This is a genomic window from Streptomyces sp. NPDC088706, assembly GCF_044752765.1.
GTDB lineage: Bacteria > Actinomycetota > Actinomycetes > Streptomycetales > Streptomycetaceae > Streptomyces.
Genome location: NZ_JBIVLW010000001.1, coordinates 360,061 through 384,839 on the forward strand (window position 1 = coordinate 360,061; position 24,779 = coordinate 384,839).

24 protein-coding genes and 1 pseudogene are annotated in these 24,779 nt (G+C 70.4%); 9 read left to right on the forward strand and 16 right to left on the reverse strand.

Going from position 1 to position 24,779, the window contains the following annotated elements; translation table 11 throughout:
• Window positions 1-15: 15 nt before the first annotated feature.
• From ACIQAK_RS01675 to ACIQAK_RS01690, 4 genes are read right to left on the reverse strand one after another with little or no spacing between them, the layout of a single operon-like run.
• Window positions 16-1,662 carry a cytochrome bc complex cytochrome b subunit gene (locus ACIQAK_RS01675; RefSeq protein ID WP_366388291.1) on the reverse strand — a complete coding sequence of 549 codons (1,647 nt, stop codon included), beginning with the start codon at window positions 1,660-1,662 and terminating at the stop codon, window positions 16-18.
• A complete protein-coding gene (locus tag ACIQAK_RS01680; RefSeq protein WP_366388290.1) occupies window positions 1,659-2,711 on the reverse strand; it encodes a Rieske 2Fe-2S domain-containing protein in 1,053 nt (350 codons plus the stop codon). The genes ACIQAK_RS01675 and ACIQAK_RS01680 overlap by 4 nt, the downstream gene beginning before the upstream one ends.
• A complete protein-coding gene (locus ACIQAK_RS01685) occupies window positions 2,708-3,517 on the reverse strand; it encodes a c-type cytochrome (RefSeq protein ID WP_366388289.1) in 810 nt (269 codons plus the stop codon). The genes ACIQAK_RS01680 and ACIQAK_RS01685 overlap by 4 nt, the downstream gene beginning before the upstream one ends.
• Before the next feature lie 55 nt (window positions 3,518-3,572).
• A complete protein-coding gene (locus ACIQAK_RS01690; protein ID WP_366388288.1) occupies window positions 3,573-4,193 on the reverse strand; it encodes a heme-copper oxidase subunit III in 621 nt (206 codons plus the stop codon).
• 187 nt (window positions 4,194-4,380) lie between these two features.
• Between ACIQAK_RS01690 and ACIQAK_RS01695 the strand changes: the two genes are divergently transcribed.
• Entirely contained in the window at window positions 4,381-4,782 is a 402-nt protein-coding gene (locus ACIQAK_RS01695) for a hypothetical protein (RefSeq protein WP_366388287.1), read from the forward strand.
• Window positions 4,783-4,842: 60 nt separating this feature from the next.
• Here the strand turns inward: ACIQAK_RS01695 and ACIQAK_RS01700 are convergent, their stop codons facing one another.
• The 4 genes from ACIQAK_RS01700 to coxB all read right to left on the reverse strand — a co-directional run bounded on the left by ACIQAK_RS01700 (window position 4,843) and on the right by coxB (window position 9,319).
• Window positions 4,843-6,096, reverse strand: a complete 1,254-nt coding sequence (locus ACIQAK_RS01700; RefSeq protein WP_366388286.1) for an Ig-like domain-containing protein — start codon at window positions 6,094-6,096, stop codon at window positions 4,843-4,845.
• A gap of 126 nt (window positions 6,097-6,222) precedes the next feature.
• Window positions 6,223-6,621, reverse strand: coding sequence for a cytochrome c oxidase subunit 4 (locus ACIQAK_RS01705; RefSeq protein ID WP_366388285.1), 399 nt, complete (start codon window positions 6,619-6,621; stop codon window positions 6,223-6,225).
• Window positions 6,618-8,354 carry a cytochrome c oxidase subunit I gene (gene ctaD / locus ACIQAK_RS01710; protein WP_366388284.1) on the reverse strand — a complete coding sequence of 579 codons (1,737 nt, stop codon included), beginning with the start codon at window positions 8,352-8,354 and terminating at the stop codon, window positions 6,618-6,620. The genes ACIQAK_RS01705 and ctaD overlap by 4 nt, the downstream gene beginning before the upstream one ends.
• Window positions 8,351-9,319 (reverse strand): cytochrome c oxidase subunit II, encoded by a 969-nt coding sequence (coxB, locus tag ACIQAK_RS01715; protein ID WP_366388283.1) that lies wholly within the window; start codon window positions 9,317-9,319, stop codon window positions 8,351-8,353. The genes ctaD and coxB overlap by 4 nt, the downstream gene beginning before the upstream one ends.
• A gap of 271 nt (window positions 9,320-9,590) precedes the next feature.
• On the opposite strand from coxB, the gene ACIQAK_RS01720 reads away from it, so the two are divergent.
• Window positions 9,591-10,973, forward strand: a complete 1,383-nt coding sequence (locus tag ACIQAK_RS01720; protein ID WP_366388282.1) for an aminotransferase class V-fold PLP-dependent enzyme — start codon at window positions 9,591-9,593, stop codon at window positions 10,971-10,973.
• Window positions 10,974-11,052: 79 nt separating this feature from the next.
• On the opposite strand, the gene ACIQAK_RS01725 is transcribed toward ACIQAK_RS01720, so the two are convergent.
• Window positions 11,053-12,027 (reverse strand): carbohydrate kinase family protein, encoded by a 975-nt coding sequence (locus tag ACIQAK_RS01725; protein WP_366388281.1) that lies wholly within the window; start codon window positions 12,025-12,027, stop codon window positions 11,053-11,055.
• Between the two features lie 156 nt (window positions 12,028-12,183).
• On the opposite strand from ACIQAK_RS01725, the gene ACIQAK_RS01730 reads away from it, so the two are divergent.
• Entirely contained in the window at window positions 12,184-12,381 is a 198-nt protein-coding gene (locus ACIQAK_RS01730; protein ID WP_366388280.1) for a hypothetical protein, read from the forward strand.
• Between the two features lie 130 nt (window positions 12,382-12,511).
• The gene (locus ACIQAK_RS01735) at window positions 12,512-13,948 is read left to right on the forward strand and encodes a hypothetical protein (protein ID WP_366388279.1); all 1,437 of its coding nucleotides are present in this window, start codon (window positions 12,512-12,514) and stop codon (window positions 13,946-13,948) included.
• A gap of 79 nt (window positions 13,949-14,027) precedes the next feature.
• Here ACIQAK_RS01735 and ACIQAK_RS01740 read toward each other — a convergent pair whose 3' ends face one another.
• A complete protein-coding gene (locus tag ACIQAK_RS01740; RefSeq protein WP_003969624.1) occupies window positions 14,028-14,384 on the reverse strand; it encodes an iron-sulfur cluster assembly accessory protein in 357 nt (118 codons plus the stop codon).
• 251 nt (window positions 14,385-14,635) lie between these two features.
• Between ACIQAK_RS01740 and nadA the strand changes: the two genes are divergently transcribed.
• Window positions 14,636-15,814, forward strand: coding sequence for a quinolinate synthase NadA (nadA, locus tag ACIQAK_RS01745; RefSeq protein WP_366388278.1), 1,179 nt, complete (start codon window positions 14,636-14,638; stop codon window positions 15,812-15,814).
• A gap of 47 nt (window positions 15,815-15,861) precedes the next feature.
• On the opposite strand, the pseudogene ACIQAK_RS01750 reads toward nadA, so the two are convergent.
• From ACIQAK_RS01750 to ACIQAK_RS01770, 5 genes and pseudogenes are all read right to left on the reverse strand, one after another.
• A pseudogene (locus tag ACIQAK_RS01750) lies at window positions 15,862-16,772 on the reverse strand (efflux RND transporter permease subunit); the annotation flags it as partial.
• Between the two features lie 54 nt (window positions 16,773-16,826).
• Complete coding sequence (locus tag ACIQAK_RS01755; protein WP_366388277.1) at window positions 16,827-17,573, reverse strand: response regulator transcription factor; 747 nt, start codon at window positions 17,571-17,573, stop codon at window positions 16,827-16,829.
• Entirely contained in the window at window positions 17,570-18,856 is a 1,287-nt protein-coding gene (locus ACIQAK_RS01760; RefSeq protein ID WP_366388276.1) for a sensor histidine kinase, read from the reverse strand. Before ACIQAK_RS01760 ends, ACIQAK_RS01755 begins: the two co-directional genes overlap by 4 nt.
• Window positions 18,857-19,194: 338 nt before the next feature.
• Entirely contained in the window at window positions 19,195-19,473 is a 279-nt protein-coding gene (locus tag ACIQAK_RS01765) for a hypothetical protein (RefSeq protein ID WP_366388275.1), read from the reverse strand.
• Between the two features lie 13 nt (window positions 19,474-19,486).
• Window positions 19,487-20,269, reverse strand: coding sequence for a PspA/IM30 family protein (locus ACIQAK_RS01770; protein WP_366388610.1), 783 nt, complete (start codon window positions 20,267-20,269; stop codon window positions 19,487-19,489).
• Window positions 20,270-20,565: 296 nt separating this feature from the next.
• On the opposite strand from ACIQAK_RS01770, the gene ACIQAK_RS01775 reads away from it, so the two are divergent.
• The 3 genes from ACIQAK_RS01775 to ACIQAK_RS01785 all read left to right on the forward strand — a co-directional run bounded on the left by ACIQAK_RS01775 (window position 20,566) and on the right by ACIQAK_RS01785 (window position 23,134).
• Window positions 20,566-21,165 (forward strand): DUF3043 domain-containing protein, encoded by a 600-nt coding sequence (locus tag ACIQAK_RS01775; protein ID WP_366388274.1) that lies wholly within the window; start codon window positions 20,566-20,568, stop codon window positions 21,163-21,165.
• A 74-nt stretch (window positions 21,166-21,239) separates the two neighbouring features.
• Window positions 21,240-21,947 (forward strand): methyltransferase domain-containing protein, encoded by a 708-nt coding sequence (locus tag ACIQAK_RS01780; RefSeq protein WP_366388609.1) that lies wholly within the window; start codon window positions 21,240-21,242, stop codon window positions 21,945-21,947.
• 86 nt (window positions 21,948-22,033) lie between these two features.
• On the forward strand, window positions 22,034-23,134 hold the full coding sequence (locus ACIQAK_RS01785; protein WP_366388273.1) for a trypsin-like peptidase domain-containing protein: 1,101 nt from the start codon (window positions 22,034-22,036) through the stop codon (window positions 23,132-23,134).
• A 94-nt stretch (window positions 23,135-23,228) separates the two neighbouring features.
• Here the strand turns inward: ACIQAK_RS01785 and ACIQAK_RS01790 are convergent, their stop codons facing one another.
• Window positions 23,229-23,438, reverse strand: coding sequence for a hypothetical protein (locus ACIQAK_RS01790; protein WP_366388272.1), 210 nt, complete (start codon window positions 23,436-23,438; stop codon window positions 23,229-23,231).
• Window positions 23,439-23,516: 78 nt separating this feature from the next.
• On the opposite strand from ACIQAK_RS01790, the gene ACIQAK_RS01795 reads away from it, so the two are divergent.
• On the forward strand, window positions 23,517-24,719 hold the full coding sequence (locus ACIQAK_RS01795) for a bifunctional adenosylcobinamide kinase/adenosylcobinamide-phosphate guanylyltransferase (protein ID WP_366388271.1): 1,203 nt from the start codon (window positions 23,517-23,519) through the stop codon (window positions 24,717-24,719).
• Window positions 24,720-24,779 lie beyond the last annotated feature (60 nt).

The following is a 24,779-nucleotide window of genomic DNA, read 5'->3' on the forward strand; positions in this document are numbered from 1 at the left end:
GATCAGGTCAGGTGATCAGTGGTGGCCGTGGCCCTCGGTGATCTCCTTGTACTCCTCCGCGGTGGGCTTGGCGATCTGGTTGTCGTCGCCGTAGTACCCCTTGCTGAGCTTCGCGCGCAGCTTCTTGACCGGGGAGATCTTGCGCTTGACACCGTTCTCGTCGACCTCGGGGCCGAGTTCGAACGGCTTGTACTGCTCGTGCGCGGTGAGCGTGTGCAGCTTCTCCGGGGAGAGCGGCTCGTGGATCTCCACGAACTCACCGTGCGGCAGGCGCTTGATGATGCCGGTCTCCCGGCCGTGCAGCACCTTCTCCCGGTCGCGGCGCTGGAGGCCGAGGCAGATCCGCTTCGTGACGATGAACGCGATGACCGGTCCGGCGAAGAAGAAGATCCGGACGAACCAGGAGATGGCGTTCAGCGACAGATGGAAGTGCGTGGCCCACAGGTCGTTACCACCGCCGACGAGGCCGATGAAGTACGCCGTGATCCAGGCGACGCCGAGAGCCGTACGGGTCGGGGCGTTGCGCGGGCGGTCCAGGATGTGGTGCTCGCGCTTGTCCCCGGTGATCCAGGACTCGATGAACGGGTAGACCGCGGGCAGCGTGAGCACCAGGCCGAAGAGCACCAGTGGGATGAACACGCCCAGGGCGAGCGTGTGACCCCACAGGTTGATCTCCCAGCCGGGCATCGTACGGACCAGCCCCTCGGCGAAGCCCATGTACCAGTCGGGCTGGGCGCCGGTGGACACCTGGTCCGGGCGGTACGGGCCGAGCGCCCAGATCGGGTTGATCGTGGCGATGGCCGAGATGATCGCGATGATGCCGAAGACGAGGAAGAAGAAGCCTCCGGCCTTCGCCATGTAGACCGGCAGCAGCGGCATGCCGACCACGTTCTTGTTGGTCCGGCCGGGACCCGCGAACTGCGTGTGCTTGTGGTAGAAGACCAGGATCAGGTGGGCCACCACCAGCCCGAGCATGATGCCCGGCAGCAGCAGGATGTGGATCGAGTAGAACCGGGCCACGAAGTCGTGGCCGGGGAACTCGCCGCCGAACAGGAACATCGAGATGTACGTACCGACGATCGGCACGGACAGGATCGCGCCCTGGGTGAAGCGGACACCCGTACCGGAGAGCAGGTCGTCCGGGAGGGAGTAGCCGGTGAAGCCGGTGAACATGCCCAGCACGAAGAGCAGGAAGCCGAACAGCCAGTTGATTTCGCGCGGCTTGCGGAACGCGCCCGTGAAGAAGACGCGGCACATGTGCACGAACATGGCGGCCAGGAAGATCAGCGCGCCCCAGTGGTGGATCTGCCGCACGAGCAGACCGCCGCGGACCTCGAAGCTGATCTTCAGGGTGGAGGCGTACGCCTCCGACATCCGGATGCCCTGCATGGGCTCGTACGGGCCGTGGTAGACGACCTCGCCCATGCTCGGCTGGAAGAACAGCGTCAGGTACACACCCGTGAGGATGATGATGATGAAGCTGTAGAGCGCGACCTCACCGAGCATGAAGGACCAGTGGTCCGGGAAGATCTTGCGCATGTTGGCCTTGGCCAGGCCGTAGATGCCCAGTCGGCCGTCAGCCCAGTCGGCGACCCGCTCGCCCGCGGGTGCCTTGCGCTGGCCCGCCTGGTCGGCGGGCGGGTTCGTTGTCGCAGTACTCATCCGCGCTCCCAGAAGGAAGGGCCGACGGGCTCGTCGAAGTCACCGAGCGCCTCGAGGTTGCCCTCGCTGTTCACGCCGATCCGCAGCTGCGGGAGCGCGTGGCCGGCCGGACCGAAGATGACGCGGGCGCCGTCGGAGAGGTCGAAGGTGGACTGGTGGCACGGGCAGAGCACGTGGTGTGTCTGCTGCTCGTACAGGCTGATCGGGCAGCCGACGTGGGTGCAGATCTTGGAGAAGGCGACGATGCCCTCGTGGGCCCAGTCGCGCTGGCGCTCGTCCTTGATGTCGTCCGGCTCGATGCGGACGATCATCAGGGCCGCCTTGGCGATCTGCGTCTGGAAGTCGTGCGCGTCCTCCTCCAGGCTCTCGGGCATGGCGAAGGTCAGCGAGCCCACGGCGACGTGCTCGGGGCGCAGCGGCTCCATCGTGTTCATGTTGACGAGCAGCTTGCCCTTGGCCCACATCGTGGTGCGGAGCTTCTTCTCCGGCAGCGGACCGAGGTCGCGCAGCAGCATCACGCCGGAGAGCGGCACCAGGGCCAGCGCGCCGAAGAGGGTGGTGCGGATGAGCTTGCGACGGCCCAGCGCGGACTCCTCGGCACCGGCCGCGAAGTCGGCGAGGACCTGGGCCTTGACCTCGGGGGTCGCCTCGATCGGGTGGCGTTCGGCGGCGGTCTCCACATCGGACATCAGGGTGCGCGCCCAGTGGACGGCGCCCGCTCCGATGAAGAAGAGCGCGAAGCCGAGCGTCAGTCCCAGGGAGAAGTTGAGCGCGCTCACATGGCCGAAGGGCCAGATGTAGACGATCTTGTCCACCGGGAAGATGACGTAGGAGGCGATGAAGCCCACCGTCGACAGCATCGAGAGGACGAACATGAACGCGACGGCCCGCTCGGAGCGGTTCGCTGCGCGTTCGTCGAGGTCCTGGATGCGCGGCTTGTGGGCCGGCAGCCCCGGGTCGGCGAACGGGTCGTCCGTACGCTCCACCGCGCCGTGCGCGGTCTCCTGCACTACGGGCAGGTTGTCTTCTGGAATCTGTTGGCTACTCATGACTTCTTGGCCTTAGCGGTGTGGGCCGCGACCCAGACGGCGATGGCGACGAGCGCGCCGAGTCCGAAGATCCAGGCGAACAGGCCTTCACTGACCGGACCCAGACCGCCGAGTTCGAGGCCACCGGGGCTCTCCGACTCCTCACCGTTCACGGTCTGGATGTACGCGATGATGTCCTTCTTCTCCTGCTCCGGCATCGTCGTGTCGGGGAAGGAGGGCATGCTCTGCGGGCCGGTCTGCATGGCCTCGTAGATGTGCTTCGGGCTCACGCCTTCGAGGTCCGGGGCGTACTTGCCCTTGGTGAGGGCGCCGCCCTTGCCCGTGAAGTTGTGGCACTGGGCGCAGTTGCTGCGGAACAGTTCCCCGCCCTTGGCGACGTCCGCGCCGGCCGGGTCGACCTGCTTGTCGGTCGGCGTGATCGGACCGGCGCCGAGCGACGCGACGTACGCCGCGAGCTGGTCGATCTCCGCCTGGGTGTAGATGACCGGCTTCTTCGGTACCTGGGCGCCCGGCTGCTGCGCGGGCATACGGCCCGTACCGACCTGGAAGTCGACGGCGGCGGAGCCCACGCCCACGAGGGACGGCCCGTCGGTGGTGCCCTGACCGCCGGTTCCGTGGCAGCTGGCGCAGCCTACGGTGTAGAGCTTCTTGCCCTCGTCGATGGCGAGGGACTGGGCGGTTTCATCGGCCTGCGCCTTGCCCGCAGGCGCAAACGCGGCGTACAGCCCCCCGGTGGCCGCCAGCGCGAGGAGTAGTACGACGACCGCCGCCAGCGGATGGCGTCGTCGTGCGGAGAGCTTTTTCACGGATTACCCCGGTGTCAGGATCTTCTGCGTCGATGGTGGGTGGGTGCGAGCCCGGTTACTTGATCATGTAGATCGTTGCGAACAGGCCGATCCACACCACATCCACGAAGTGCCAGTAGTAGGACACGACGATGGCTGCGGTGGCCTGGTCATGGGTGAACCTCTTGGCTGCGTACGTCCTGCCGAGAACCAGCAGGAAGGCGATGAGGCCGCCCGTCACGTGCAGACCGTGGAAGCCGGTGGTCAGGTAGAACACCGAGCCGTACGGGTCGGACGACAGGGACAGCCCCGCGTCCTTGACCAGCTCGGTGTACTCCAGGACCTGGCCGCCGATGAAGATCGCGCCCATCACGAAGGTGATGATGAACCAGGTGCGGAGCTTCTTCACATCGCCCCGCTCGGCGGCGAAGACGCCGAGCTGGCAGGTGAGTGAGGAGAGCACCAGGATCGTGGTGTTCGTGGCCGAGAACGGGAAGCTCAGATGACCGGCCATCTCCTTCCAGTAATCGGGTCCCATCACCGATCGCAGGGTGAAGTACATCGCGAAGAGGGCCGCGAAGAACATCAGCTCGGAACTCAACCAGATGATGGTTCCGACGCTGGTGAGGTTCGGCCGATTGACCGACGGGTGCGCGTGCCCGGTTTCTACTGTCGTTGCTGTCGCCACGACCGACATTATGTCGGTCGCTTATCCCGCCCTCACTCCGGGGGGTGCCGTTCGGTGTGTCAGTCCCGTGTGTCCTGCCCGGACGGCCCATCGAATCGGTGTCCTCACCGGTGTTGACGGCCGGTCGGGCGGAGTACGATCCGCGCATCGGTTCATGCCCCGAGAGCCCCGAAGACACAGATGTCACGGAGGAACAATGCAGGCGACCGCCACGGTCCTGGTCTACAGCGACGACGCCAACATCCGCGAGCAGGTGAAGCTGGCGGCCGGTCGCAGGCCCGCCGCCGACGTGCCGCCGGTGCGGTTCCTGGAGTGCGCGACGCTTCCGGCCGTCCTGGCGGCGCTGGACGGTGGCGGCGTCGACGTCTGCGTGCTGGACGGCGAGACGGCTCCCATCGGCGGTATGGGCGTCTGCCGGCAGATCAAGGACGAGATCTTCCACTGCCCCCCGGTCCTGCTGCTGATCGGCCGCCCGCAGGACGCGTGGCTGGCCACCTGGAGCCGTGCGGAGGCCGCGGTGACCCTGCCGGTGGACCCGGTGGAGTTCGCCGACGCGCTGGCGGCGCTGCTGCGCGCCCGGCTCGCCGTGCAGGCCTGAGCGGGCCCCGCGGCCCCATGATGAGCGCCCCGCGCGGCGGGGCGCTCCCCGGTGGCGGGGTCAGACGTGGGGCCGCAGCCGGGCGGCCTGGAGCGTCTGGGGGCTGTCCGGCACCCCTTCGTTGAGGGCGCTGCCCTTCTGCCACTTCTCCCAGGAGAGGTTCCAGTCGCCGAACCCGTTGTCGAACGGGGTCATGGTCTCCCCCTCGCTGCCGACGACCTTGACGATGTCGCCCTGGCGCACGGTGTCGAAGAACCACTCGGCGTTGCCGGTGCTCATCCCGGTGCAGCCGTGGCTGACGTTGGCGTTGCCCTGGGAGCCGGTGGACCAGGGCGCGGCGTGGACGTACTCACCGCTCCAGGTCACCCGGGTGGCCCAGTAGACCGGCAGGTCGTACGACTCGGAGGAGCCGGCCGCGATGCCGATGCTCTCCCCGCGCATCCGTACGAACTGCTCCTTGGCGAGGATCACCTTGACCCCGTTGCGGGTGGAGAAGCCGGGCTTGCCGGTGGTGACCGGAATGGTATTGATCACTTCTCCGTTGCGCAGGACCGTCATGGTGTGGGAGGAGGCGTCGGTGATGGCCTCGACCCGGTCGCCGGTGGTGATCTTCAACGGCTTGGCCTCGGCCCCGTAGAGGGCGTTGGTCACCTTGATGCCCTTCAGGTTGGAGCGGACCTCGATGGTGGCGTCGGCGGGCCAGTACTCCTGGGGCCGGTAGTGCAGGTTCTTGTCGTCGACCCAGTACCAGGCACCGGTGACGGCCGGGGTGGAGCGGACCTTCAGGGCGCGCTCGACGGTGGCGCGGGAGGCCTTGTCGGTGACCGGAGCGCTGAGTTCCGCCGTGATGGGCTGTCCGACGCCGTAGGTGCCCGCCTGCGGGCCGAAGGCGACCTTCAGCAACTTCTTGGGCGAGGAGGTGTCGAAGGAGAGCGTACGGGTGCCGGGAGCGCCGTCCCCGTTCTCGGTGGAGACCCTGACGGTGTATCCGGTGCCGGCGGCGAGCGGGGCGGTGGAGCGCCACCGCTTGCCGTCGGCGGAGAGCTCGCCCGCCAGGTGGCGGCCCCCCGTGTCCACGGCGCTCACGTCGGTGATGCGGCCGTCACCGCCCTTGACGGTGACTTCCAGGGGCTTGTCGGGGTCGGCCTTCTCGCTCTTGGAGGGGCCGTTGAAGGAGACCTGGTCCCCGGCGTCGTACGGCTTGGTCGACAGCGGATGACCGTCGGGCTCGCCACAGGCGGTCGCACCTGCAACCAGGGTCACGACCAGCAGAGTGCAGCTCACTACGGTGCGGATGCGCGGCGTGTGGTTCATGAACTCAACGTAAGAAGATTCATCCGATCCAGCGCGTTCAATGACTCCGAACGAGCGAGGGGCCCGTGTCGCTTCCTGCGACGCGGGCCCCTCGTGGGGTAGTGCGGTGTCACCCTCCGGAGGGTGTCACTGGGTGCGGTTCTCACCCCGGTAGTACTCGAAGACCCAGCCGAAGAGGCCGATCAGGAGCAGCGGAGCCGAGAAGTACATCAGCCACCAGCCGAAGACCACGCCCATGAAGGCGAAGGCGCCACCGATCGCCAGGGAGAGCGGCTGCCAGCTGTGCGGGGAGAAGAACCCCAGCTCGCCCGCCTCGTCGGCGACATCGGCCTCCTTGTCGTCCTGGGCCATGGCGTCGACCCGCTTGGCCGTGAAGGCCAGGTAGAAGCCGATCATGACCGAGAGCCCGAAGGCCAGGAAGAGGGCCGTGGTGCCGACCGGCTCCTTCGACCACACGCCGTACACGATGGCCATGCCGAGGATGAAGACGCTCAGCCAGATGAACATCTGTCCCTGGATCTTCACTTGCCTGCCTCCTTGCCGCCGGCGAGGGCCTTGTCCGACTCGGAGTGGTGCTCAAGCTGCTCGAGCGCCGCGATCTCCGGGTGGTGCAGGTCGAACGCCGGGGATTCGGAACGGATCCGCGGCAGGGTGAGGAAGTTGTGCCGCGGCGGCGGGCAGGAGGTCGCCCACTCCAGCGAACGGCCGTAACCCCAGGGGTCGTCGACCTCGATCTTCTTGCCGTACTTGGCGGTCTTCCAGACGTTGTAGAAGAACGGCAGCATCGACAGGCCGAGCACGAAGGACGCGATGGTCGAGATCGTGTTCAGCGCGGTGAAGCCGTCGGCGGCGAGGTAGTCCGCGTAGCGACGCGGCATTCCCTCGGCACCGAGCCAGTGCTGAACCAGGAACGTGCCGTGGAAGCCCACGAACAGCGTCCAGAAGGTGATCTTCCCGAGCCGCTCGTCCAGCATCTTGCCGGTGAACTTCGGCCACCAGAAGTGGAATCCGGAGAACATGGCGAAGACCACGGTGCCGAAGATGACGTAGTGGAAGTGCGCGACGACGAAGTACGAGTCGGAGACGTGGAAGTCCATCGGGGGCGAGGCCAGGATGACGCCGGTCAGACCACCGAAGGTGAAGGTGATCAGGAAGCCGACGGCCCAGAGCATCGGTGTCTCGAAGGACAACGACCCCTTCCACATCGTGCCGATCCAGTTGAAGAACTTCACCCCTGTCGGCACCGCGATGAGGAACGTCATGAACGAGAAGAACGGCAACAGCACGCCGCCCGTCACATACATGTGGTGCGCCCACACCGTCACCGAAAGACCGGCGATGGCGATCGTCGCGGCGATCAGGCCGATGTAGCCGAACATCGGCTTGCGGCTGAATACCGGAATGACCTCGGAAATGATGCCGAAGAACGGCAGGGCGATGATGTACACCTCTGGGTGTCCGAAGAACCAGAAGAGGTGTTGCCACAGCAGTGCGCCGCCATTGGCGGAGTCGAAGATGTGCGCACCGAATTTACGGTCCGCCTCCAGCGCGAACAGCGCGGCGGCCAGGACCGGGAAGGCCAGCAGGACCAGGACACCGGTCAGCAGGACGTTCCAGGTGAAGATCGGCATGCGGAACATCGTCATGCCGGGGGCGCGCATGCAGATGATCGTGGTGATGAAGTTGACCGAGCCGAGGATCGTGCCGAAGCCGGAGAAGGCCAGGCCCATGATCCACATGTCGGCGCCGATGCCCGGCGAGCGGACCGCGTCGTTCAGCGGCGCGTAGGCGAACCAGCCGAAGTCGGCTGCGCCCTGCGGGGTGAGGAAGCCGGCCACTGCGATGAGCGAGCCGAAGAGGTACAGCCAGTACGCGAACATGTTCAGCCGCGGGAACGCCACGTCGGGCGCGCCGATCTGCAACGGCATGATCCAGTTGGCGAACCCGGCGAACAGCGGCGTCGCGAACATCAGCAACATGATCGTGCCGTGCATCGTGAACGCCTGGTTGAACTGCTCGTTCGACATGATCTGCGTGCCGGGACGGGCCAGCTCGGCGCGCATGAACAGCGCCATGAGTCCGCCGATGCAGAAGAACGCGAACGACGTGACCAGGTAGAGCGTGCCGATCGTCTTGTGGTCGGTGGTGGTCAGCCACTTGATGACGACGTTTCCCGGCTGCTTGCGCCGAACCGGCAGCTCGTCCTGGTACGAGTCGTCTGCCGGCGCAGCACCCTGAGGTTCGTTGAGGATGCTCACAGTTGGTTCTTCTCCGCATTCCTGGCCGGGTCCGTCTGCTCGATGCCTGCCGGCACGTAGCCCGTCTGACCCTTCTCAGCCAGCTCCTTGAGGTGCTGCTGGTAACGCTCCGGGGAGACGACCTTGACGTTGAAGAGCATCCGGGAGTGGTCGACGCCACAGAGCTCGGCGCACTTGCCCATGAAGGTGCCCTCCCGGTTGGGAGTGACCTCGAAGACGTTGGTGTGGCCCGGGATGACGTCCTGCTTCATGAGGAACGGCACCACCCAGAAGGAGTGGATGACGTCACGCGAAGTCAGGATGAAGCGGACCTTCTCCCCCTTCGGCAGCCACAGGGTCGGGCCCGGGTTGCCGTTCTGCGGGTTACGGGTTCCCGGGATGCCCGCGTCGTGGACGCCGCCCGCGCCCTGCGGGAAGTCCTCCTGGAACTTGTTCGGGATGGCCACGAGCTCCTTGGGAACCTCGCTGCCCGCAGCGGGCTGGCCGTCCACCTTCTCGATGTAGTTGAAGCCCCAGCTCCACTGGTAGCCGACCACGTTGACCGTGTGGGCGGGCTTGTCGGAGAGCTCGAGGAGCTTCGACTCATCACGCGCGGTGAAGTAGAAGAGCACCGAGACGATGATGAGCGGAACCACTGTGTACAACGCCTCGATGGGCATGTTGTACCTGGTCTGCGGAGGTACCTCCACCTTGGTCCGGCTACGCCGGTGGAAGAAGACGCTCCAGAGGATCAGCCCCCAGACAAGGACACCCGTGACGAGCGCTGCCGCCCACGAGCCTTGCCAGAGGGAGAGGATCCGAGGGGCCTCTTCCGTCACCGGGGTGGGCATACCGAGGCGGGGGAAATCCTCCCAGTTGTATGAACAACCGGAGGCCGTCGCCAGGACCAGGCCCGCAGTCAGCACCTGCGGCAGCTTCCGCCGCATCGGGCGCCGCGACGAGCGGTCGGAGCCGTTGGGACTCACGTAGCGCCTTCCCGAGAGTCTCGCCCGCACGGTCGGCGCGCCCGTCTCTCTGGTCGGTCGCCGTCCCTGTCGCGGGCAGGGGTTTGGATGTTTATGCGGACCAAACCCTACTGGACGCTATTTGGGGTCGCGCGGGGAGGGTGCCCAACGCGCCGCCCGACTGCCCGAAGGGGTGGAATCCGGGCCTCCGGCAGCCTTCTGACGCCCTCTCTCCCGGCCGGGCGGGCAGCCGGGGCGCCGGGTGGCGGGCGGTGCGGGCTAGCGTGGCGGCGTGCCCTACTTCGACGCCGCCTCCGCCGCCCCCCTGCACCCCGTCGCACGCCAGGCGCTGCTTGCCGCGCTCGACGAGGGCTGGGCCGATCCCGCCCGCCTGTACCGCGAGGGCCGCCGCGCCCGGCTGCTGCTGGACGCCGCCCGGGAGGCGGCGGCGGACGCCGTGGGCTGCCGTCCGGACGAGCTGGTCTTCACCTCGTCGGGGACGAGTGCCGTGCACGCGGGAATCGCCGGGGCTCTTTCGGGGCGTCGGCGTGTCGGCCGCCATCTGGCCCTCTCGGCGGTCGAGCACTCCGCGGTGCTCCATGCGGCGGCGGCCCAGGAGGCGGCGGGCGGCTCGTTCACCGAGGTGCCGGTGGGGCGGTCGGGGGCGGTGGACCCGGCGGCGTACGCCGGAGCGCTCCGGTCGGACACCGCGCTGGCCTGTCTCCAGTCGGCCAACCACGAGGTGGGGACCGAGCAGCCGGTGGCCGAGGTCGCCGCGGTCTGCGCAGGAGCCGGGGTTCCGCTGCTGGTGGACGCCGCCCAGTCGCTGGGGTGGGGGCCGGTGGCGGGCGGCTGGTCCCTGCTGACGGCGAGCGCGCACAAGTGGGGCGGGCCGGCCGGGGTGGGGCTGCTGGCGGTGCGCAAGGGGGTGCGGTTCGCCCCGCAGGGCCCGGCCGGGGAGCGGGAGTCCGGCCGGGCGCCGGGGTTCGAGAACCTGCCGGCGATCGTGGCGGCCGCGGCCTCGCTGCGCGCGGTACGGGACGAGGCGACGGCGGAGGCGGTGCGGCTGCGGGCCCTGGTCGACCGGATCCGGAGCCTGGTGGCCGAGCGGGTGCCCGATGTGGAGGTGGTCGGCGATCCGGAGCGGCGGCTGCCGCACCTGGTCACCTTCTCCTGTCTCTATGTCGACGGGGAGACCCTCCTCCATGAACTGGACCGGCACGGTTTCTCCGTATCGTCCGGTTCGTCCTGCACGAGCAGCACGCTGGAGCCGAGCCATGTGCTGAAGGCGATGGGGGTGCTGTCGGAGGGGAACGTCCGGGTGTCGCTGCCGGCGGGCACGGCGGCGCCGGATGTGGACCGCTTCCTGGAGGTGCTGCCCGGGGTGGTCGCGGAGGTCCGGGAGCGGCTCGGCGCCCCGGTCTCCGCACCCCCCTCCCCCACGTCGGCGCGGCCCCTGGTGGTCGACGCGCTCGGCCGGCGCTGCCCGATCCCGGTGATCGAGCTCGCAAAGGTGATCGGGGAGGTACCGGTGGGCGCCACGGTGACGGTGCTCGCCGACGACGAGGCGGCCCGGCTCGACATCCCCGCCTGGTGCGAGATGCGGGAGCAGGAGTACGTGGGCGAGGAGCCGGCGGACCGTGGCTCGGCCTATGTGGTCCGCCGGCTCAGCTGACCGGTGCGCTGCTTCAGGTGCCGGGCGGTGCGCTGCTTCAGTGCTGACCGGTGCGCTACTTCAGGTGCCGGCCGGTGCGCTACTTCAGGTGCTGCTGGACCTCGGCGGCCGCCTCATGGCCGTACGCCTTGGTGAAGCGGTCCATGAAGGTGGTGCGGCGCAGGGTGTACTCCTGGGTGCCGACCGTCTCGATGACCAGGGTGGCGAGCATGCAGCCGACCTGGGCGGCGCGCTCCAGGCCGACGTCCCAGGCGAGACCGGAGAGGAACCCGGCCCGGAAGGCGTCGCCGACGCCGGTCGGGTCGGCCTTGGTGTCCTCCTCGGGGCAGCCGACCTCGATGACCGGCTCGCCGACCCGCTCGATCCGCACGCCGCGGGCGCCGAGCGTGGTGACCCGGTGGCCGACCCGGGCGAGGATCTCCTCGTCGGTCCAGCCGGTCTTGGACTCGATGAGCCCCTTCTCGTACTCGTTGGAGAAGAGGTACGTGGCACCGTCCAGCAGGATGCGGATCTCGTCGCCGTCCATCCGCGCGATCTGCTGCGAGAAGTCCGCGGCGAACGGGATGTTCCGGGAGCGGCACTCCTCGGTGTGGCGGAGCATCGCCTCCGGGTCGTCCGCGCCGATCGAGACCAGGTCGAGGCCGCCCACACGGTCCGCGACGCTCTTCAGCTCGATGAGGCGGGCCTCGCTCATCGCGCCCGTGTAGAAGGAGCCGATCTGGTTGTGGTCGGAGTCGGTGGTGCAGACGAAGCGGGCGGTGTGCAGGACCTCGGAGATCCGGACCGAACCCGTCTCGACACCGTGCCGGTCGAGCCAGGCGCGGTACTCGTCGAAGTCGGAGCCCGCGGCGCCCACGAGGATCGGCCGGGTGCCGAGCATGCCCATGCCGAAGCAGATGTTGGCGGCGACACCGCCCCGGCGCACATCGAGGTTGTCGACCAGGAAGGAGAGGGAGACCGTGTGCAGCTGATCCGCGACCAGCTGGTCGGCGAAGCGGCCGGGGAAGGTCATGAGGTGATCGGTGGCGATGGAGCCGGTGACTGCAATACGCACGGGGAGGCTTCTCCTGCGGAAGGCGAAGGGCCGAGGTGCGCCCTCCGGGACGGCGTGACAGTTCACGCTACCGGGTGAGCTGTCCGGGCGGGAAAAGGGAAAACTACCCGATAGTAGGTCTTTCTACCTGAGCGTGACCGTGGTTACGGTGCGGATATGTCGAAGCACACCGCAGCGCGAGAGTCCGAAGTGAGCCTGGCCGAGCTGCGCGGGGACTGCGCGCGCATGGCACCGCACTGGGCCGCCCCCGTGAAGTCCGCCGCCGTGCCGGTGAAGCCGTCGCTGATCCACGGGGTGACGGTGCCACCCGCGTCGGCGCGGCTGATCGACGCGATGTCCGAGTACGGGGACTGAGCCCCCGGTTGCCCGGGGACCGCGTCCTCGGCACGGGAACCGCATCCTCCTCCGCTCCGTCCCACCGGTGTCCCCGTCCGGGGGCACGCGGTAGTGAACGCGAGGGCAACGCAGTCGAAGGAGCGATCCGGTGAGCACCGAGCGACCCGACAACGACGTGACCGGCCCCCGGCGGCGGCGTCCGCCGCTCGCGGTGGCCTCGGTGGCGGCAGCGGTGCTGCTGGCCGGGGGCGGCGGGGCCTACTGGGCCTCCACCGCCTCCGGCGACGGCGGTGGGGCGGACAGCACCGCCCGGGACCGCGGCTCGGCCCCCGTGCTGGCACTGGACGCCGCCGGGGAGGGCTCCCCGGCCACGCCCGGCGACCCGAGTCCACCGCCCCCGGGCATCGCTCCGGGTGAACCGGACCCGGGCGGTCCGCCCGTGGTCTACCGGGCGGCGGGCCAGCTCCCCGACGGCCCCGGCGAGGCAGCGGTCCACCGCGCCACGGGCACGGTCGCCGCGGCGGAGGTCACCCGGCTGGCGAAGGCGCTGGGCATTCCGGGGACCCCGCGGACCGTGGACGCGTCCTGGGTGGTCGGGGACGAGGACGGGCCGGGTGCGCTCCTGCAGGTCACCAAGCAGGCCCCGGGCACCTGGACGTTCGCCCGCACCACCCCCGCCGAGCCCTGCGAGCGGGGGAAGATGTGCGCGAACCAGAGCCCGCCGGAGGCGGACGGGCAGCCGGTGGGCGAGAAGGCCGCGAAGGCCGCCGCGGCGCCGGTGCTCAAGGCCGTGGGCCAGGACGACGCGGCACTGAACGCGGGCCAGCTCATGGGTGACGTACGCGTGGTGAACGCCGACCCGAAGGTGGACGGGCTGCCCACGTACGGCTGGTCGACCGGGGTGCAGATCGGGCCGGACGGCGAGGTGGCCGGGGGCAGCGGGCAGCTGAAGGCGCTGGAGAAGGGTGACACCTATCCGGCGATCGGGGCCGGTGAGGCGTTGGAGCAGCTCAACGAGGCGAGCAGGGCCAGGGGGGACGGGGGCCGGGACATCGGCGGCTGCGCCACTCCCGTACCGCTGGAGGGTGAGCCGAAGCCGTCGGACCCGCAGTGCGTGCCGTCGAACGGCAAGCGGGCGCCGGTGACGCAGACGGTCGAGGACGCGGTGTTCGGGCTGGCGCTGCGTTATGTCGACGGTCGGCAGACCCTCGTACCGTCGTGGCTGTTCAGCGTCCGCCAGGGGCCGGGCGGGCCGGAGAGCACGGTGACGCAGATCGCGGTGGCGCCGGAGTTCGTCGAGAAGCCGGCCGAGCCGACGCCCTCGGGCGACCGGAGGGCGACCTCGTACGCGGCCGACGGCCGGACGCTGGAGGTGACCTTCTGGGGCGGTGTGTGCAGCACGTACACGGCGAGTGCCGAGGAGAGCGCCGGTCAGGTGCGGATCTCCATCGCGGAGGAGTCGCAGAAGGGCGGCGCCTGCATCATGATCGCCAAGGAGCTGAAGCGGACGGTGACGCTGGACGCGCCGTTGGGTGACCGCGTGGTGATCGACGCCGAGTCCGGCGCGAGGGTGCCGCGCGGCTGACGGAGACGTACGACGGGGAGACGACGGCGGCCCCGGGAGTGATCCCGGGGCCGCCGTCGTACGTCTGTCCTCGCGGCGCTCAGCTGAACGAGTCGCCGCAGGCGCAGGAACCGGTGGCGTTCGGGTTGTCGATCGTGAAGCCCTGCTTCTCGATGGTGTCGACGAAGTCGATGGAGGCACCGCCCAGGTAGGGGGCGCTCATCCGGTCGGTGACGACCTTGACACCGTCGAAGTCCTTGACGACGTCGCCGTCGAGCGAACGCTCGTCGAAGAAGAGCTGATAGCGCAGGCCCGAGCAGCCGCCGGGCTGGACGGCGACGCGCAGTGCCAGGTCCTCACGGCCTTCCTGCTCCAGCAGGCCCTTGACCTTGGCTGCGGCGGCGTCGGACAGGAGGATGCCGTCGCTCACGGTGGTGGTCTCGTCCGATACGGACATCTGCTTCTCTCCCGGGTTGTACGGACTGCTTGCCGACGGTTCAACGGCCTGCGCCGCGGATTCATTCCGGGCCAAGCGCTTGTCTGTTCCTTTTCATGCTCGCACACCCGGCCACCCGGGGGATGCGTCACATCGACGCTATCGGCATCGTCAAAGTGACACGAAGGAGCTATGATAGATAGCGTCAAATAGACGAAAAGGCGCGTTCGCAGAAGCGCAGAGCAGAACGCAGAGAAGAAAGGGTGCGTGACGTGACCACGGCCCAGCCCCTGGACGTACAGCCGACACCCCTCGCGCTGCTGCTGCTCGGCCGGGAGGCCGACCCGAGGAGCGAGCGAGGTGTCGAGTGCCCCGGCGACCTCCCCTCCCCCTCCGACCCGGATCTGGTCGCCCGCGCCCGGGCGGCGAAGGAGAAGCTCGGGGACAAGGTCTTCGTCCTCGGCCACCACTACCAGCGCGACGAGGTCATCCAGTTCGCGGACGTCACCGGCGACTCCTTCAAGCTCGCCCGGGACGCGGCCGCGCGCCCGGAGGCGGAGTACATCGTCTTCTGCGGTGTGCACTTCATGGCCGAGTCCGCGGACATCCTGACCACGGACGCCCAGGCGGTCGTGCTGCCGGACCTGGCGGCGGGCTGCTCGATGGCCGACATGGCCACCGCCGAGCAGGTCGCCGAGTGCTGGGACGTGCTGACGGAGGCCGGGGTCGCCGATCAGGTGGTGCCCGTCTCGTACATGAATTCCTCCGCCGACATCAAGGCCTTCACCGGCAAGCACGGCGGCACGATCTGCACCTCGTCCAACGCGAAGCGGGCCCTGGAGTGGGCCTTCGAGCAGGGCGAGAAGATCCTCTTCCTCCCCGACCAGCACCTGGGCCGCAACACCGCGGTGCGGGACATGGGGATGAGCCTGGAGGACTGCGTCCTGTACAACCCGCACAAGCCGAACGGCGGCCTCACCGCCGAGCAGCTGCGGAACGCGAAGATGATCCTGTGGCGCGGCCACTGCTCGGTCCACGGCCGCTTCTCGGTCGAGTCGGTCGAGGACGTCCGGGTGCGGATGCCCGGGGTCAACGTGCTGGTCCACCCGGAGTGCAAGCACGAGGTCGTGGCAGCGGCGGACTACGTCGGCTCGACGGAGTACATCATCAAGGCCCTGGAGGCGGCGCCGCGCGGCTCGAAGTGGGCCATCGGTACGGAGCTGAACCTGGTCCGCCGCCTGGCGAACCGTTTCGCCGCGGAGGACAAGGAGATCGTCTTCCTCGACAAGACGGTCTGCTTCTGCTCGACCATGAACCGGATCGATCTGCCGCACCTGGTCTGGACCCTGGAGTCGCTGGCCGAGGGCAAGCTGGTCAACCGGATCGAGGTGGACCCGGAGACGGAGAAGTACGCCAAGCTCGCGCTGGAGCGGATGCTGGCACTGCCGTAACGGGCGCCGTGCCCGGCCGGGGGCCCGTCCCACGCATCCGCGTGGGACGGGCCCCCTCGCCGTGCCCGGCCTTCGCGGCCTCGGTCTCCGATGCCGAGGCCCCGCGAGCGGTACTGGTTGATCAGGTCGATCAGCACGATCGCGTTGGTGACCACGATGCCGATGAGCATCAGCATGCCGATCATCGCGGGAACGCCCAGCGGGGTGCCCGTGACGAGCAGCGGGCCGATGGCGCCGGTCGCCGCGAACGGCACGGATACCAGCAGGATCAGCGGCTGGGCGAGCGACCGGAAGGTGGCTACCAGCAGCATGAAGACGATCGCGATGGCCGCCGGCATGGCGAGACTCAGCTTCATGAATGCTCGTTCTGGTCCTCGGTGACGCCGCCGACGGTGGCGGTGGCACCCTCGGGGAGGTCCAGCGCGTCGATCTTCGAGGCGAGGGTGGTGCTGACCGCGCCGGTGTGGTCGCCGCCGGGCTTGGCGGTGATGGTCGCCGCGCGTCGGCCGTCGACGCGGGTCATCGCCGGGCCGGGGACCAGTTCGACCGTGGCGATGTCGCCGAGCTTCACCGGGCCGAGCGGCAGGGCCTTCAGTTCGGCCATGGTGGCGGCCGGGCGCGAGGACGTGATGACGACGTCGCGCTCGGTGTCGTCCAGCATCGCGGTGCCGGCCGGGGTGCCGCGTACGGCTCCGGCGACGATCCCGCCCAGGGTGGTGGAGCCGAATCCGGCGGCGGCCGCCTTGTCGCCGGCCGTGACGGAGATCCGCGGGACGCTCTGCGCCAGGTCGCTCTGGACGTCGGTGACGTCCCTGACCGGGGCGACCGCGGTGCGGACCGCCTCGGCCGCCTTCTTCAGGGTGTCGGCGTCGGACGCCTTGACCACGGCGCTCAGGTCCTGGGAGCCGAAGCCGTCGCCCGCGGCGATGGTCGTGTCACCGATGGAGTCGAGCGTGCCGAAGGTGGCGATGCGCGAGGCTGTCTTGCCACCCTCCGCGCCGCCCGCTCCCCCTCACTCCACCCGAGGGCGTACCAGACCCGACTCGTACGCGATGACGACCAGTTGGGCCCGGTCCCTGGCCGCCACCTTGGCCATCGCCCGGTTCACATGGGTCTTCACCGTGAGCGGGCTGACCTGGAGCCGTTCGGCGATCTGGTCGTTGGAGAGGCCGCCCGCGACCAGGACGAGCACCTCCCGCTCGCGCACGGTGAGCCCGGCCAGCCGCTCCGCGTACTCCGCGCTGTCCTGCCCCTCCCCCGGACTCCCGCCCTGGGCCAGGAAGGTGGCGATGAGCCCCTTGGTCGCCGCCGGGGAGAGCAGCGCCTCGCCGGCCGCGGCGATGCGGATCGCGTTGAGCAGCTCGTCGGGCTCCGCGCCCTTGCCGAGGAAGCCGGAGGCTCCGGCGCGCAGGGACTGCACCACGTACTCGTCGACCTCGAAGGTGGTGAGCATGACCACCCGTACCGCGGCGAGCGCCGGGTCCGTGCTGATCATGCGGGTGGCGGCGAGCCCGTCCGTGCCCGGCATCCGGATGTCCATGAGCACCACGTCGGCGCCGGTCGCCCGGGCCAGCTCCACCGCCTGGGCCCCGTCGGCCGCCTCGCCGACGACCTGCATGTCGGGTTCGGAGTCCACCAGCACCCGGAACGCGCTGCGCAGCAGCGCCTGGTCGTCGGCGAGCAGCACCCTGATGGGTGCCTCGGGTGTCGGCTGCGGTGTCTGTGGACTCCCTGCGGGCTGTTGTGCGGACCGTGTCATCGGCGCTCCCCCGTCGCGGCCGCCGGGCCGGGCGGTTCCGGCTCACCCGTGCGGGCCTCGATGGGCAGGATCGCATGGACCCGGAAGCCGCCTCCGTAGCGAGGTCCCGCCGTGAGGGCGCCGCCCAGCGCGGTGACGCGCTCGCGCATCCCGACGAGACCGTGGCCGCCGCCGTCCGGAGCGCCGGTCCCGTGCTCGGAGCCCGCACGCCGGGCGGCGCTCCCCCGGCCGTTGTCCAGCACCGTGATCTCGGCGGTGGCGCCGACCCGTACGACACTCACCTCGGCCCTGGCCCCGGTGCCCGCGTGCTTGCGTACGTTGGTCAGGGCCTCCTGGATGACCCGGTACGCGGCCAGGTCGACGGCGGCGGGGAGCCGGGGGTCCCGGTCGGCGCCGGCCACCTCGACGGGGAGCCCGGCGTTGCGGAAGGTGTCCACCAGCTCGTCCAGGACCGCGAGGCCGGGGGCCGGTTCGGTGGGTGCGGCGGGGTCGCCGGACTGGCGCAGCAGGCCGACGGTGACGCGGAGTTCGTCGAGCGCGGAGCGGCTGGCGTCGCGTACGTGGGCGAGCGCCTCCTTCGCCTGGTCCGGGCGCTTGTCCATGACGTGGGCGGCGACCCCGGCCTGGACGTTGACCAGGGCGATGTGGTGGGCGACGACGTCATGGAGGTCCCGGGCGATCCGCAGCCGCTCCTCCGCGACGCGGCGGCGGGCCTCCTCCTCGCGGGTGCGCTCCGCCCGCTCCGCGCGCTCCCGGATCGCGTCGACGAAGGCGCGCCTGCTGCGTACGGCGTCCCCGGCGGCCGACGCCATCCCGGTCCAGGCGAAGACGCCGAAATTCTCCTGGCTGTACCAGGGCGACGACCCGAAGACCATCGCGGCCACCGTCAGCACCCCCATGGTCAGCAGGCCGACCCGCCAGGTGGTGGGGCGGTCGGTGCGCGAGGCGACGGTGTACAGCGCGATGACGGTACTCATCACGACCGGGGCGGGCGGGTCCATGAGGACGTACTCGGCGGCCGTGAGGACGCCGGTCACCGCGAGGACCGCCACGGGCCGCCGCCGGCGCAGGACGAGCGCCGAGGCGGCCAGCACCATGAGCAGCACGCTGAAGACCTCGGGGGTGCGGGTCCCGAACGTCGGCCCGTGACCCTTGCCCGGGTCCGCGAACGAACCGCAGATCATCGCGATCAGGACACAGAACGCCAGGGACGCGTCGAACGCGAGGGGGTGGTCCCGAAGCCAGCGGCGGGCCCGCGCGAACCCGGAGGTGAGGGTGGTCACGCCCAGCAACGGTACGGCGTGCCGCGCACGGACCGGTCTCCGCGGTGTGCCGGGACGATCACAGAACCGTACGGGAGCGGGGGCGCGCGGAGACGTACGGGGCGGAGGCGCGCGGGGACGTACGGGGCGCGGAGGCGCGCGGAGACGTACGGGGGCGGGAGGCGCGAACCCGTACGCGGCGGGGCGCCCCCGGGACCGTACGACGACGGCGGCGGCGGGGCAGGGGCGGACAGCACGGTGCCCCGACCGGCGGGCCGGGCGCGGGGCACGGCTGTGTGCGTGCTGGTGGAGCGGTGCTCTCCGTCCGGGGCAGGGGCCGCCACGGACGGAGTTCTGCCTCAGTTCGGGATGAGTCCGTCGTCGCTGAGCATGGCGCGCACCTCTTCGAGGGTCGCGTCGGGCGCCGGCAGGATCAGCTCCGACGGCTCCAGGGAGTCGTCGGCGAGCGGAGTGCCGAGCTCGCGCACCTTGTCGAGGAGCGCGTGGAGCGTGGTGCGGAAGCCGGGGCCGTCCCCGGTGTCCATCTCCTTGAGCAGGACGTCGTCGAGCTCGTTGAGTTCGACGAAGTGACTGTCGGCCAGCTCGACCTGGCCTTCCCCCATGATCCGTACGATCATGACGCCGCCCTCACTACTGCTTGTCGAACTTGTGCGGGGACTGCTGCGGCTGCTGCGTGCCGTCCTGAGCACCGCCCTCGATCGCCTGCTGCGAGGAGGAGGAGCCGCCGGCCAGCTCGGCCTTCATGCGCTGCAGCTCCAGCTCCACGTCCGAGCCGCCGGAGATCCGGTCCAGCTCGGCGGCGATGTCGTCCTTGGCCGTGCCGGTCGGGTCGTCCAGGGCACCGGAGGCGAGCAGCTCGTCGATGGCGCCGGCCCGCGCCTGGAGCTGCTGCGTCTTGTCCTCGGCCCGCTGGATCGCCAGGCCGACGTCGCCCATCTCCTCGGAGATGCCGGAGAAGGCCTCGCCGATCCGGGTCTGCGCCTGGGCCGCGGTGTAGGTCGCCTTGATGGTCTCCTTCTTGGTGCGGAAGGCATCGACCTTGGCCTGCAGCCGCTGGGCCGCGAGCGTGAGCTTCTCCTCCTCGCCCTGCAGCGTGGTGTGCTGCGTCTCCAGGTCGGTGACCTGCTGCTGGAGGGCGGCGCGCCGGGACAGCGCCTCACGCGCCAGGTCCTCGCGGCCGAGCGCCAGCGCCTTGCGGCCCTGGTCCTCCAGCTTGGACGACTGGCCCTGCAGCTGGTTCAGCTGCAACTCCAGCCGCTTGCGGGACGTCGCCACGTCGGCGACGCCGCGGCGCACCTTCTGAAGCAGCTCCAGCTGCTTCTGGTACGAGTAATCCAGGGTCTCGCGCGGATCCTCGGCCCGGTCAAGGGCCTTGTTTGCCTTCGCGCGGAAAAGCATCCCCATACGCTTCATGACACCGCTCATGGGCTTCGCGCGCCCCCTTCTGACGGACTGAGCTCCAGCACTCCCGATAGAACCCACAGTACGGGCCCTGTCTCCATTACCGCACTGTTCGAGGCCCGATGTGCTCCTCCCCAAGGACGACTGCGGCCGGTGGCCACTCCCGCCCAGGGTGTAGGTGGCGGTCAGGGAAACCGGCGGCGAACGCCCCTGCCCCCTGCCGGGTACCTCCAGGGACGCGGTCCGTTGCCGGATCGTTCCCGCCCGGGTCCGCGAGCCCGTATCCCGACCCCTTACCCTTGGGTTTTGTGTTCCGTAGCCGTGCGAAGACAGAGAAGGCCCCCACCGACAAGGTGACGGCGGACCTCTCCCAGCAGCCCCGCGACCCGCAGGCTCCCAAGGGTCGCCCCACCCCCAAGCGCAGCGAGGCCCAGACGCAGCGCCGGCGTGCCGCGTCCAGCGCGCCGACCGACCGCAAGGCGGCCGTGAAGCGCCAGCGCGAAGCGCGCCGCGCCGACCTGGCCCGGCAGCGTGAGGCTCTCGCCTCGGGCGACGAGCGCTACCTCCCGGTCCGCGACAAGGGCCCGGTGCGGCGCTTCGTCCGCGACTTCGTGGACTCGCGCTTCTGCGTCGCCGAGTACTTCCTGCCGCTCGCGGTGATCATCCTGATCCTCAGTGTGATCCAGGTGCAGAACATCCAGAGCGTCGTGCTGATGCTCTGGATGGGTGTGATCATCCTGATCGTGCTCGACTCGATCGGTCTCTCGATCCGCCTGAGGAAGCAGCTGCGGGAGCGCTTCCCGGACACCCCCAAGCGCGGTGCCATCGCCTACGGGCTGATGCGCACGCTCCAGATGCGCCGTCTTCGGCTCCCGAAGCCGCAGGTCAAGCGCGGAGAGCGGCCCTGAGCACGGAAACCTCCGGCTCCACCGGGGTCGATCCGGCGCGTGCCGGCTCCGTGCGTGACACGGTCCGCCAGGAGCTGGTCGCCCGGCAGCTGGACGAGCAGATAGCCGGGCGTTTCCCGGTCGGCCGGCGGCTGCGCGTCCTGGACGTCGGCATGGGCAGCGGCGTCCAGGCGCTGCGGCTCGCGCGGGCCGGTCACTCGGTGACCGGTATGGAGTCGGACGCCGGGCTTCTCCGCACGGCCCGGGAGACCCTGGCGACCGAGCCCGAGGGCATCCGGGAGCGGGTCGAGCTGATCGAGGGCGACGGCCGGGAGACCGGCGTCCACTTCCTGCCGGGCAGCTTCGACGTGGTGCTCTGCCACGGTGTCCTGATGTACGTCGAGGAGCCCGACCCGATGCTGGCCGGGCTGGCCCGGATGCTGGCGCCGGGCGGTCTGCTCTCCCTGCTCGTACGGAACGCGGACGCCCTCGCCATGCGCCCAGGGCTCACCGGCGACTTCGGCGCGGCCCTGGCGGCCTTCGACACGGCCACGTACACCGATCACCGCGGCCTCACCGTGCGGGCCGACCGGCTCGACGCGCTGCGGGCCACCCTGGCCGGGATCGCCGCCCCGCTGCACGCCTGGTACGGCGTGCGGGTCTTCACGGACGGCGTGGCCGACGGGGCCGGGCTGCCCGCCGGGGAGCTGGAGCGGGTGCTGACCCTGGAGGACCGGGCCGGGCGGACCGACCCGTACCGGGCGGTCGCGGCGCTGCTGCACCTGTGCGGGGTGCGCGGCTAGCAGCCGGCACACGTACGTACGGGTCCGGCTCCCGTTCGGCCCATCAGTACGGGCACCCGAAAGGGTGGGGGCAGCAGACTCCGGATATGGACGCATCCCCCTCGGCACCCCCGTCACGCGGCCGTGCGCGCCGGCTGCTGCTGCCCCTGTCCGCAGGCGTCTGCGCGATCGCCCTGGCCTCCGGCTGCTCCGGCGGAATCACGGCGGCCCCCGCCCCGGAGGCCAGCCCCTCCGCCACGGCCCAGGGCGCCGCGGCCCGCGACACCGCCGATCTGGAGAGCGCCTACCAGGCCGTCATCAGCGACGTGCTGCCCTCGGTGGTGCAGATCGACGCGTCGGACAGCCTCGGTTCCGGGATCGTCTACGACGACCGGGGCCACATCGTCACCAACGCCCATGTGATCGGCGACGAGAAGAAGTTCAAGGTCACCGTCGCCACCGGGGAGGCGGTGCTGAACGCCTCGCTGGTCTCCTCCTACCCGGAGCAGGACCTGGCCGTGATCAAGCTGGACGAGGTGCCCGACGGCCTGCGGCCCGCGAAGTTCGGCGACTCGGAGCAGGTGGAGGTGGGGCAGATCGTGATGGCGATGGGCTCGCCGCTCGGCCTCTCCAGCAGCGTCACCCAGGGCATCGTCTCGGCGCTCGGCCGGACCGTCAGCGAGAGCCGGGCGGGCGGCGGGACCGGCGCGACGATCGCCAACATGGTGCAGACCTCGGCGGCCATCAACCCGGGCAACAGCGGCGGGGCGCTGGTCAACCTGGACAGCGAGGTGATCGGCATCCCCACCCTCGCGGCGACCGACCCGCAGATGGGCGACAGCGCGGCGCCGGGCATCGGGTTCGCCATCCCCGTCTCGATGGTGAGGACGGTCGCCGACCAGATCATCAAGGACGGCCGGGTCACCGACTCGGGACGCGCCGCGCTGAACATCACCGGCCGTACGGTCGTCGACGACTCCTACCGGCCGGCCGGCGTCGCACTGGTGAGCGTGGAGCGGGGCGGGGCCGCGGACGAGGCGGGGCTGCGGGCCGGAGACATCATCACGAAGATCGGTGACACCTCGGTCACCACCATCACCTCGCTCTCCGAGGCCCTGGCGGGCGACCAGCCGGGCGACAAGGTGACCGTGACGTACACCCGGGACGACGACGGCAGGACCGCCGAGGTCACGCTCGGGGAGATCTGAGGGGCCTCAGGCGGCACGGCCGGGAGCGCGGGGGCCCGGACGCGGAAGGGGCGGTACGGGGTTTGCCCGTACCGCCCCTTCCGCCGCCCGAGCGTCAGGCGCCGTCGGCCCGCAGGCTCATCGGGCCGTAGATCTTGGTCGAGTCCTCGAAGAGCGTCACCTGGGCGGCACCGCCTTCCAGGAGTTCCTTCCAGTACTCACCGATCCAGGACTCCGCGTCGCCCTGGGTGGTGAATTCCTCCGGCTGCAGCGCCGGCTCCGTCTCCGTACCGTCGGACTTCTCGAACCGCCACGTCCACGCCATGTCCGCCTCCTGGGTCACGTTGCTGCCCGAAGCCTAGCCGGGCGCGCACCTGACGGGGGGACACGGGAGGATCAAGGTGTGGAACTGACTCTGCTCGGCACCGGAGCCCCCGACGGCCTGCCCCGCCCCTCCTGCCCCTGCGCGGCCTGTGCGACGGCCCGCGGCCCGTGGGCGCGCGCCGCGACCGCCCTGCTGGTCGACGACGCGCTGCTGCTCGATCTGACCCCGGGAGCGGTGTTCGCGGCCGCCCGCGCGGGGCACTCCCTGGGCGCGGTGCGCCAGGTGCTGCTGACCCACCCGCACGACGGGCCGGCCGTGGAGCTGCCGCCCACCCTGCCGCCGGCCGGGCGGGTGCCGGACGGCCAGGTGCTGACGCTGATCAGTGGGCACCGGGTGCGGGCGGTGCCGATGGACGCGCCGGGGACCGGTTACGAGGTGAGCTCCCCGGACGGCGAGCGGCTGCTGTACCTGCCGCCGGGGGCCGCGCCCTCCGGTCTCGACGGGCGGGTGGAGCGGCCGTACGACCTGGTCGTCTGCGATGTGATGGGGCGGCCCGACGCGCTGGCGCGGCTGCGGGTGGTCGGCGCGATCGGCCCGGCCACCGAGGTGATCGCGGTCCACCTGGACCACGACGCCCCGCCGGGCGCGACGCTGGAGCGGCTCCTCGCGGCGGCCGGTGCGCGGGCGGTGCCGGACGGGACGACGCTGGTGGTGGGCGAGTACCCGGTGGTGCCGGACGTGCCGCGCCGGGTGCTGGTGACGGGCGGCGCCCGGTCGGGGAAGTCGCTGGAGGCGGAGCGGCGGCTGGAGACGTTCCCCGAGGTGGTGTACGTGGCGACCGGTGGGCGGCGCGACGGGGACCCGGAGTGGGCGGCCCGGGTGGGGCTGCACCGGGAGCGCAGGCCCGGCGCGTGGCGGACCGAGGAGACCTGCGAGGTCGCGGAGCTGTTGGGCGCGGCCGGGCCGCCGCTGCTGATCGACTGCCTGTCGCTGTGGCTGACCGACGCGATGGACCGGGTGGACGCCTGGGAGGACGTGCGGTGGCGGGAGGGCGGCGAGAGGGCGTTGCGGGCGCGGGTCGCGGAGCTGGTGGGCGCGGTGCGCGCGACGCGGCGTCAGGTGGTGCTGGTGACCAACGAGGCGGGTGCGGGGGTGGTCCCGGCGACCCCGGCGGGACGTCGGTTCCGGGACGAGCTGGGGCGGCTGAACGCGGCGGTGGCGGCCGAGTGCGAGGAGGTGCTGCTGGTGGTGGCGGGGCAGGCGGTCGTACTGCGGGGGTGAGGGGGCGTCAGCGCGCGGGGCGGCCGGGAGAAATCGGCGCTCGGGCCGGGCCGTCCGGGC

What these genes read in the sequence shown, in the direction of transcription:
- ACIQAK_RS01680 (WP_366388290.1), bottom strand. Translation starts at nt 2,711, where the DNA reads ATGAGTAGCCAACAGATTCCAGAAGACAACCTGCCCGTAGTGCAGGAG.
- ACIQAK_RS01765 (WP_366388275.1), bottom strand. Translation starts at nt 19,473, where the DNA reads ATGATCGTACGGATCATGGGGGAAGGCCAGGTCGAGCTGGCCGACAGT.
- ACIQAK_RS01675 (WP_366388291.1), bottom strand. Translation starts at nt 1,662, where the DNA reads ATGAGTACTGCGACAACGAACCCGCCCGCCGACCAGGCGGGCCAGCGC.
- ACIQAK_RS01695 (WP_366388287.1), top strand. Translation starts at nt 4,381, where the DNA reads ATGCAGGCGACCGCCACGGTCCTGGTCTACAGCGACGACGCCAACATC.
- ACIQAK_RS01730 (WP_366388280.1), top strand. Translation starts at nt 12,184, where the DNA reads ATGTCGAAGCACACCGCAGCGCGAGAGTCCGAAGTGAGCCTGGCCGAG.
- ACIQAK_RS01740 (WP_003969624.1), bottom strand. Translation starts at nt 14,384, where the DNA reads ATGTCCGTATCGGACGAGACCACCACCGTGAGCGACGGCATCCTCCTG.
- ACIQAK_RS01785 (WP_366388273.1), top strand. Translation starts at nt 22,034, where the DNA reads ATGGACGCATCCCCCTCGGCACCCCCGTCACGCGGCCGTGCGCGCCGG.
- ACIQAK_RS01755 (WP_366388277.1), bottom strand. Translation starts at nt 17,573, where the DNA reads ATGACACGGTCCGCACAACAGCCCGCAGGGAGTCCACAGACACCGCAG.
- ACIQAK_RS01770 (WP_366388610.1), bottom strand. Translation starts at nt 20,269, where the DNA reads ATGAAGCGTATGGGGATGCTTTTCCGCGCGAAGGCAAACAAGGCCCTT.
- ACIQAK_RS01790 (WP_366388272.1), bottom strand. Translation starts at nt 23,438, where the DNA reads ATGGCGTGGACGTGGCGGTTCGAGAAGTCCGACGGTACGGAGACGGAG.
- ACIQAK_RS01700 (WP_366388286.1), bottom strand. Translation starts at nt 6,096, where the DNA reads ATGAACCACACGCCGCGCATCCGCACCGTAGTGAGCTGCACTCTGCTG.
- ACIQAK_RS01690 (WP_366388288.1), bottom strand. Translation starts at nt 4,193, where the DNA reads ATGTCGGTCGTGGCGACAGCAACGACAGTAGAAACCGGGCACGCGCAC.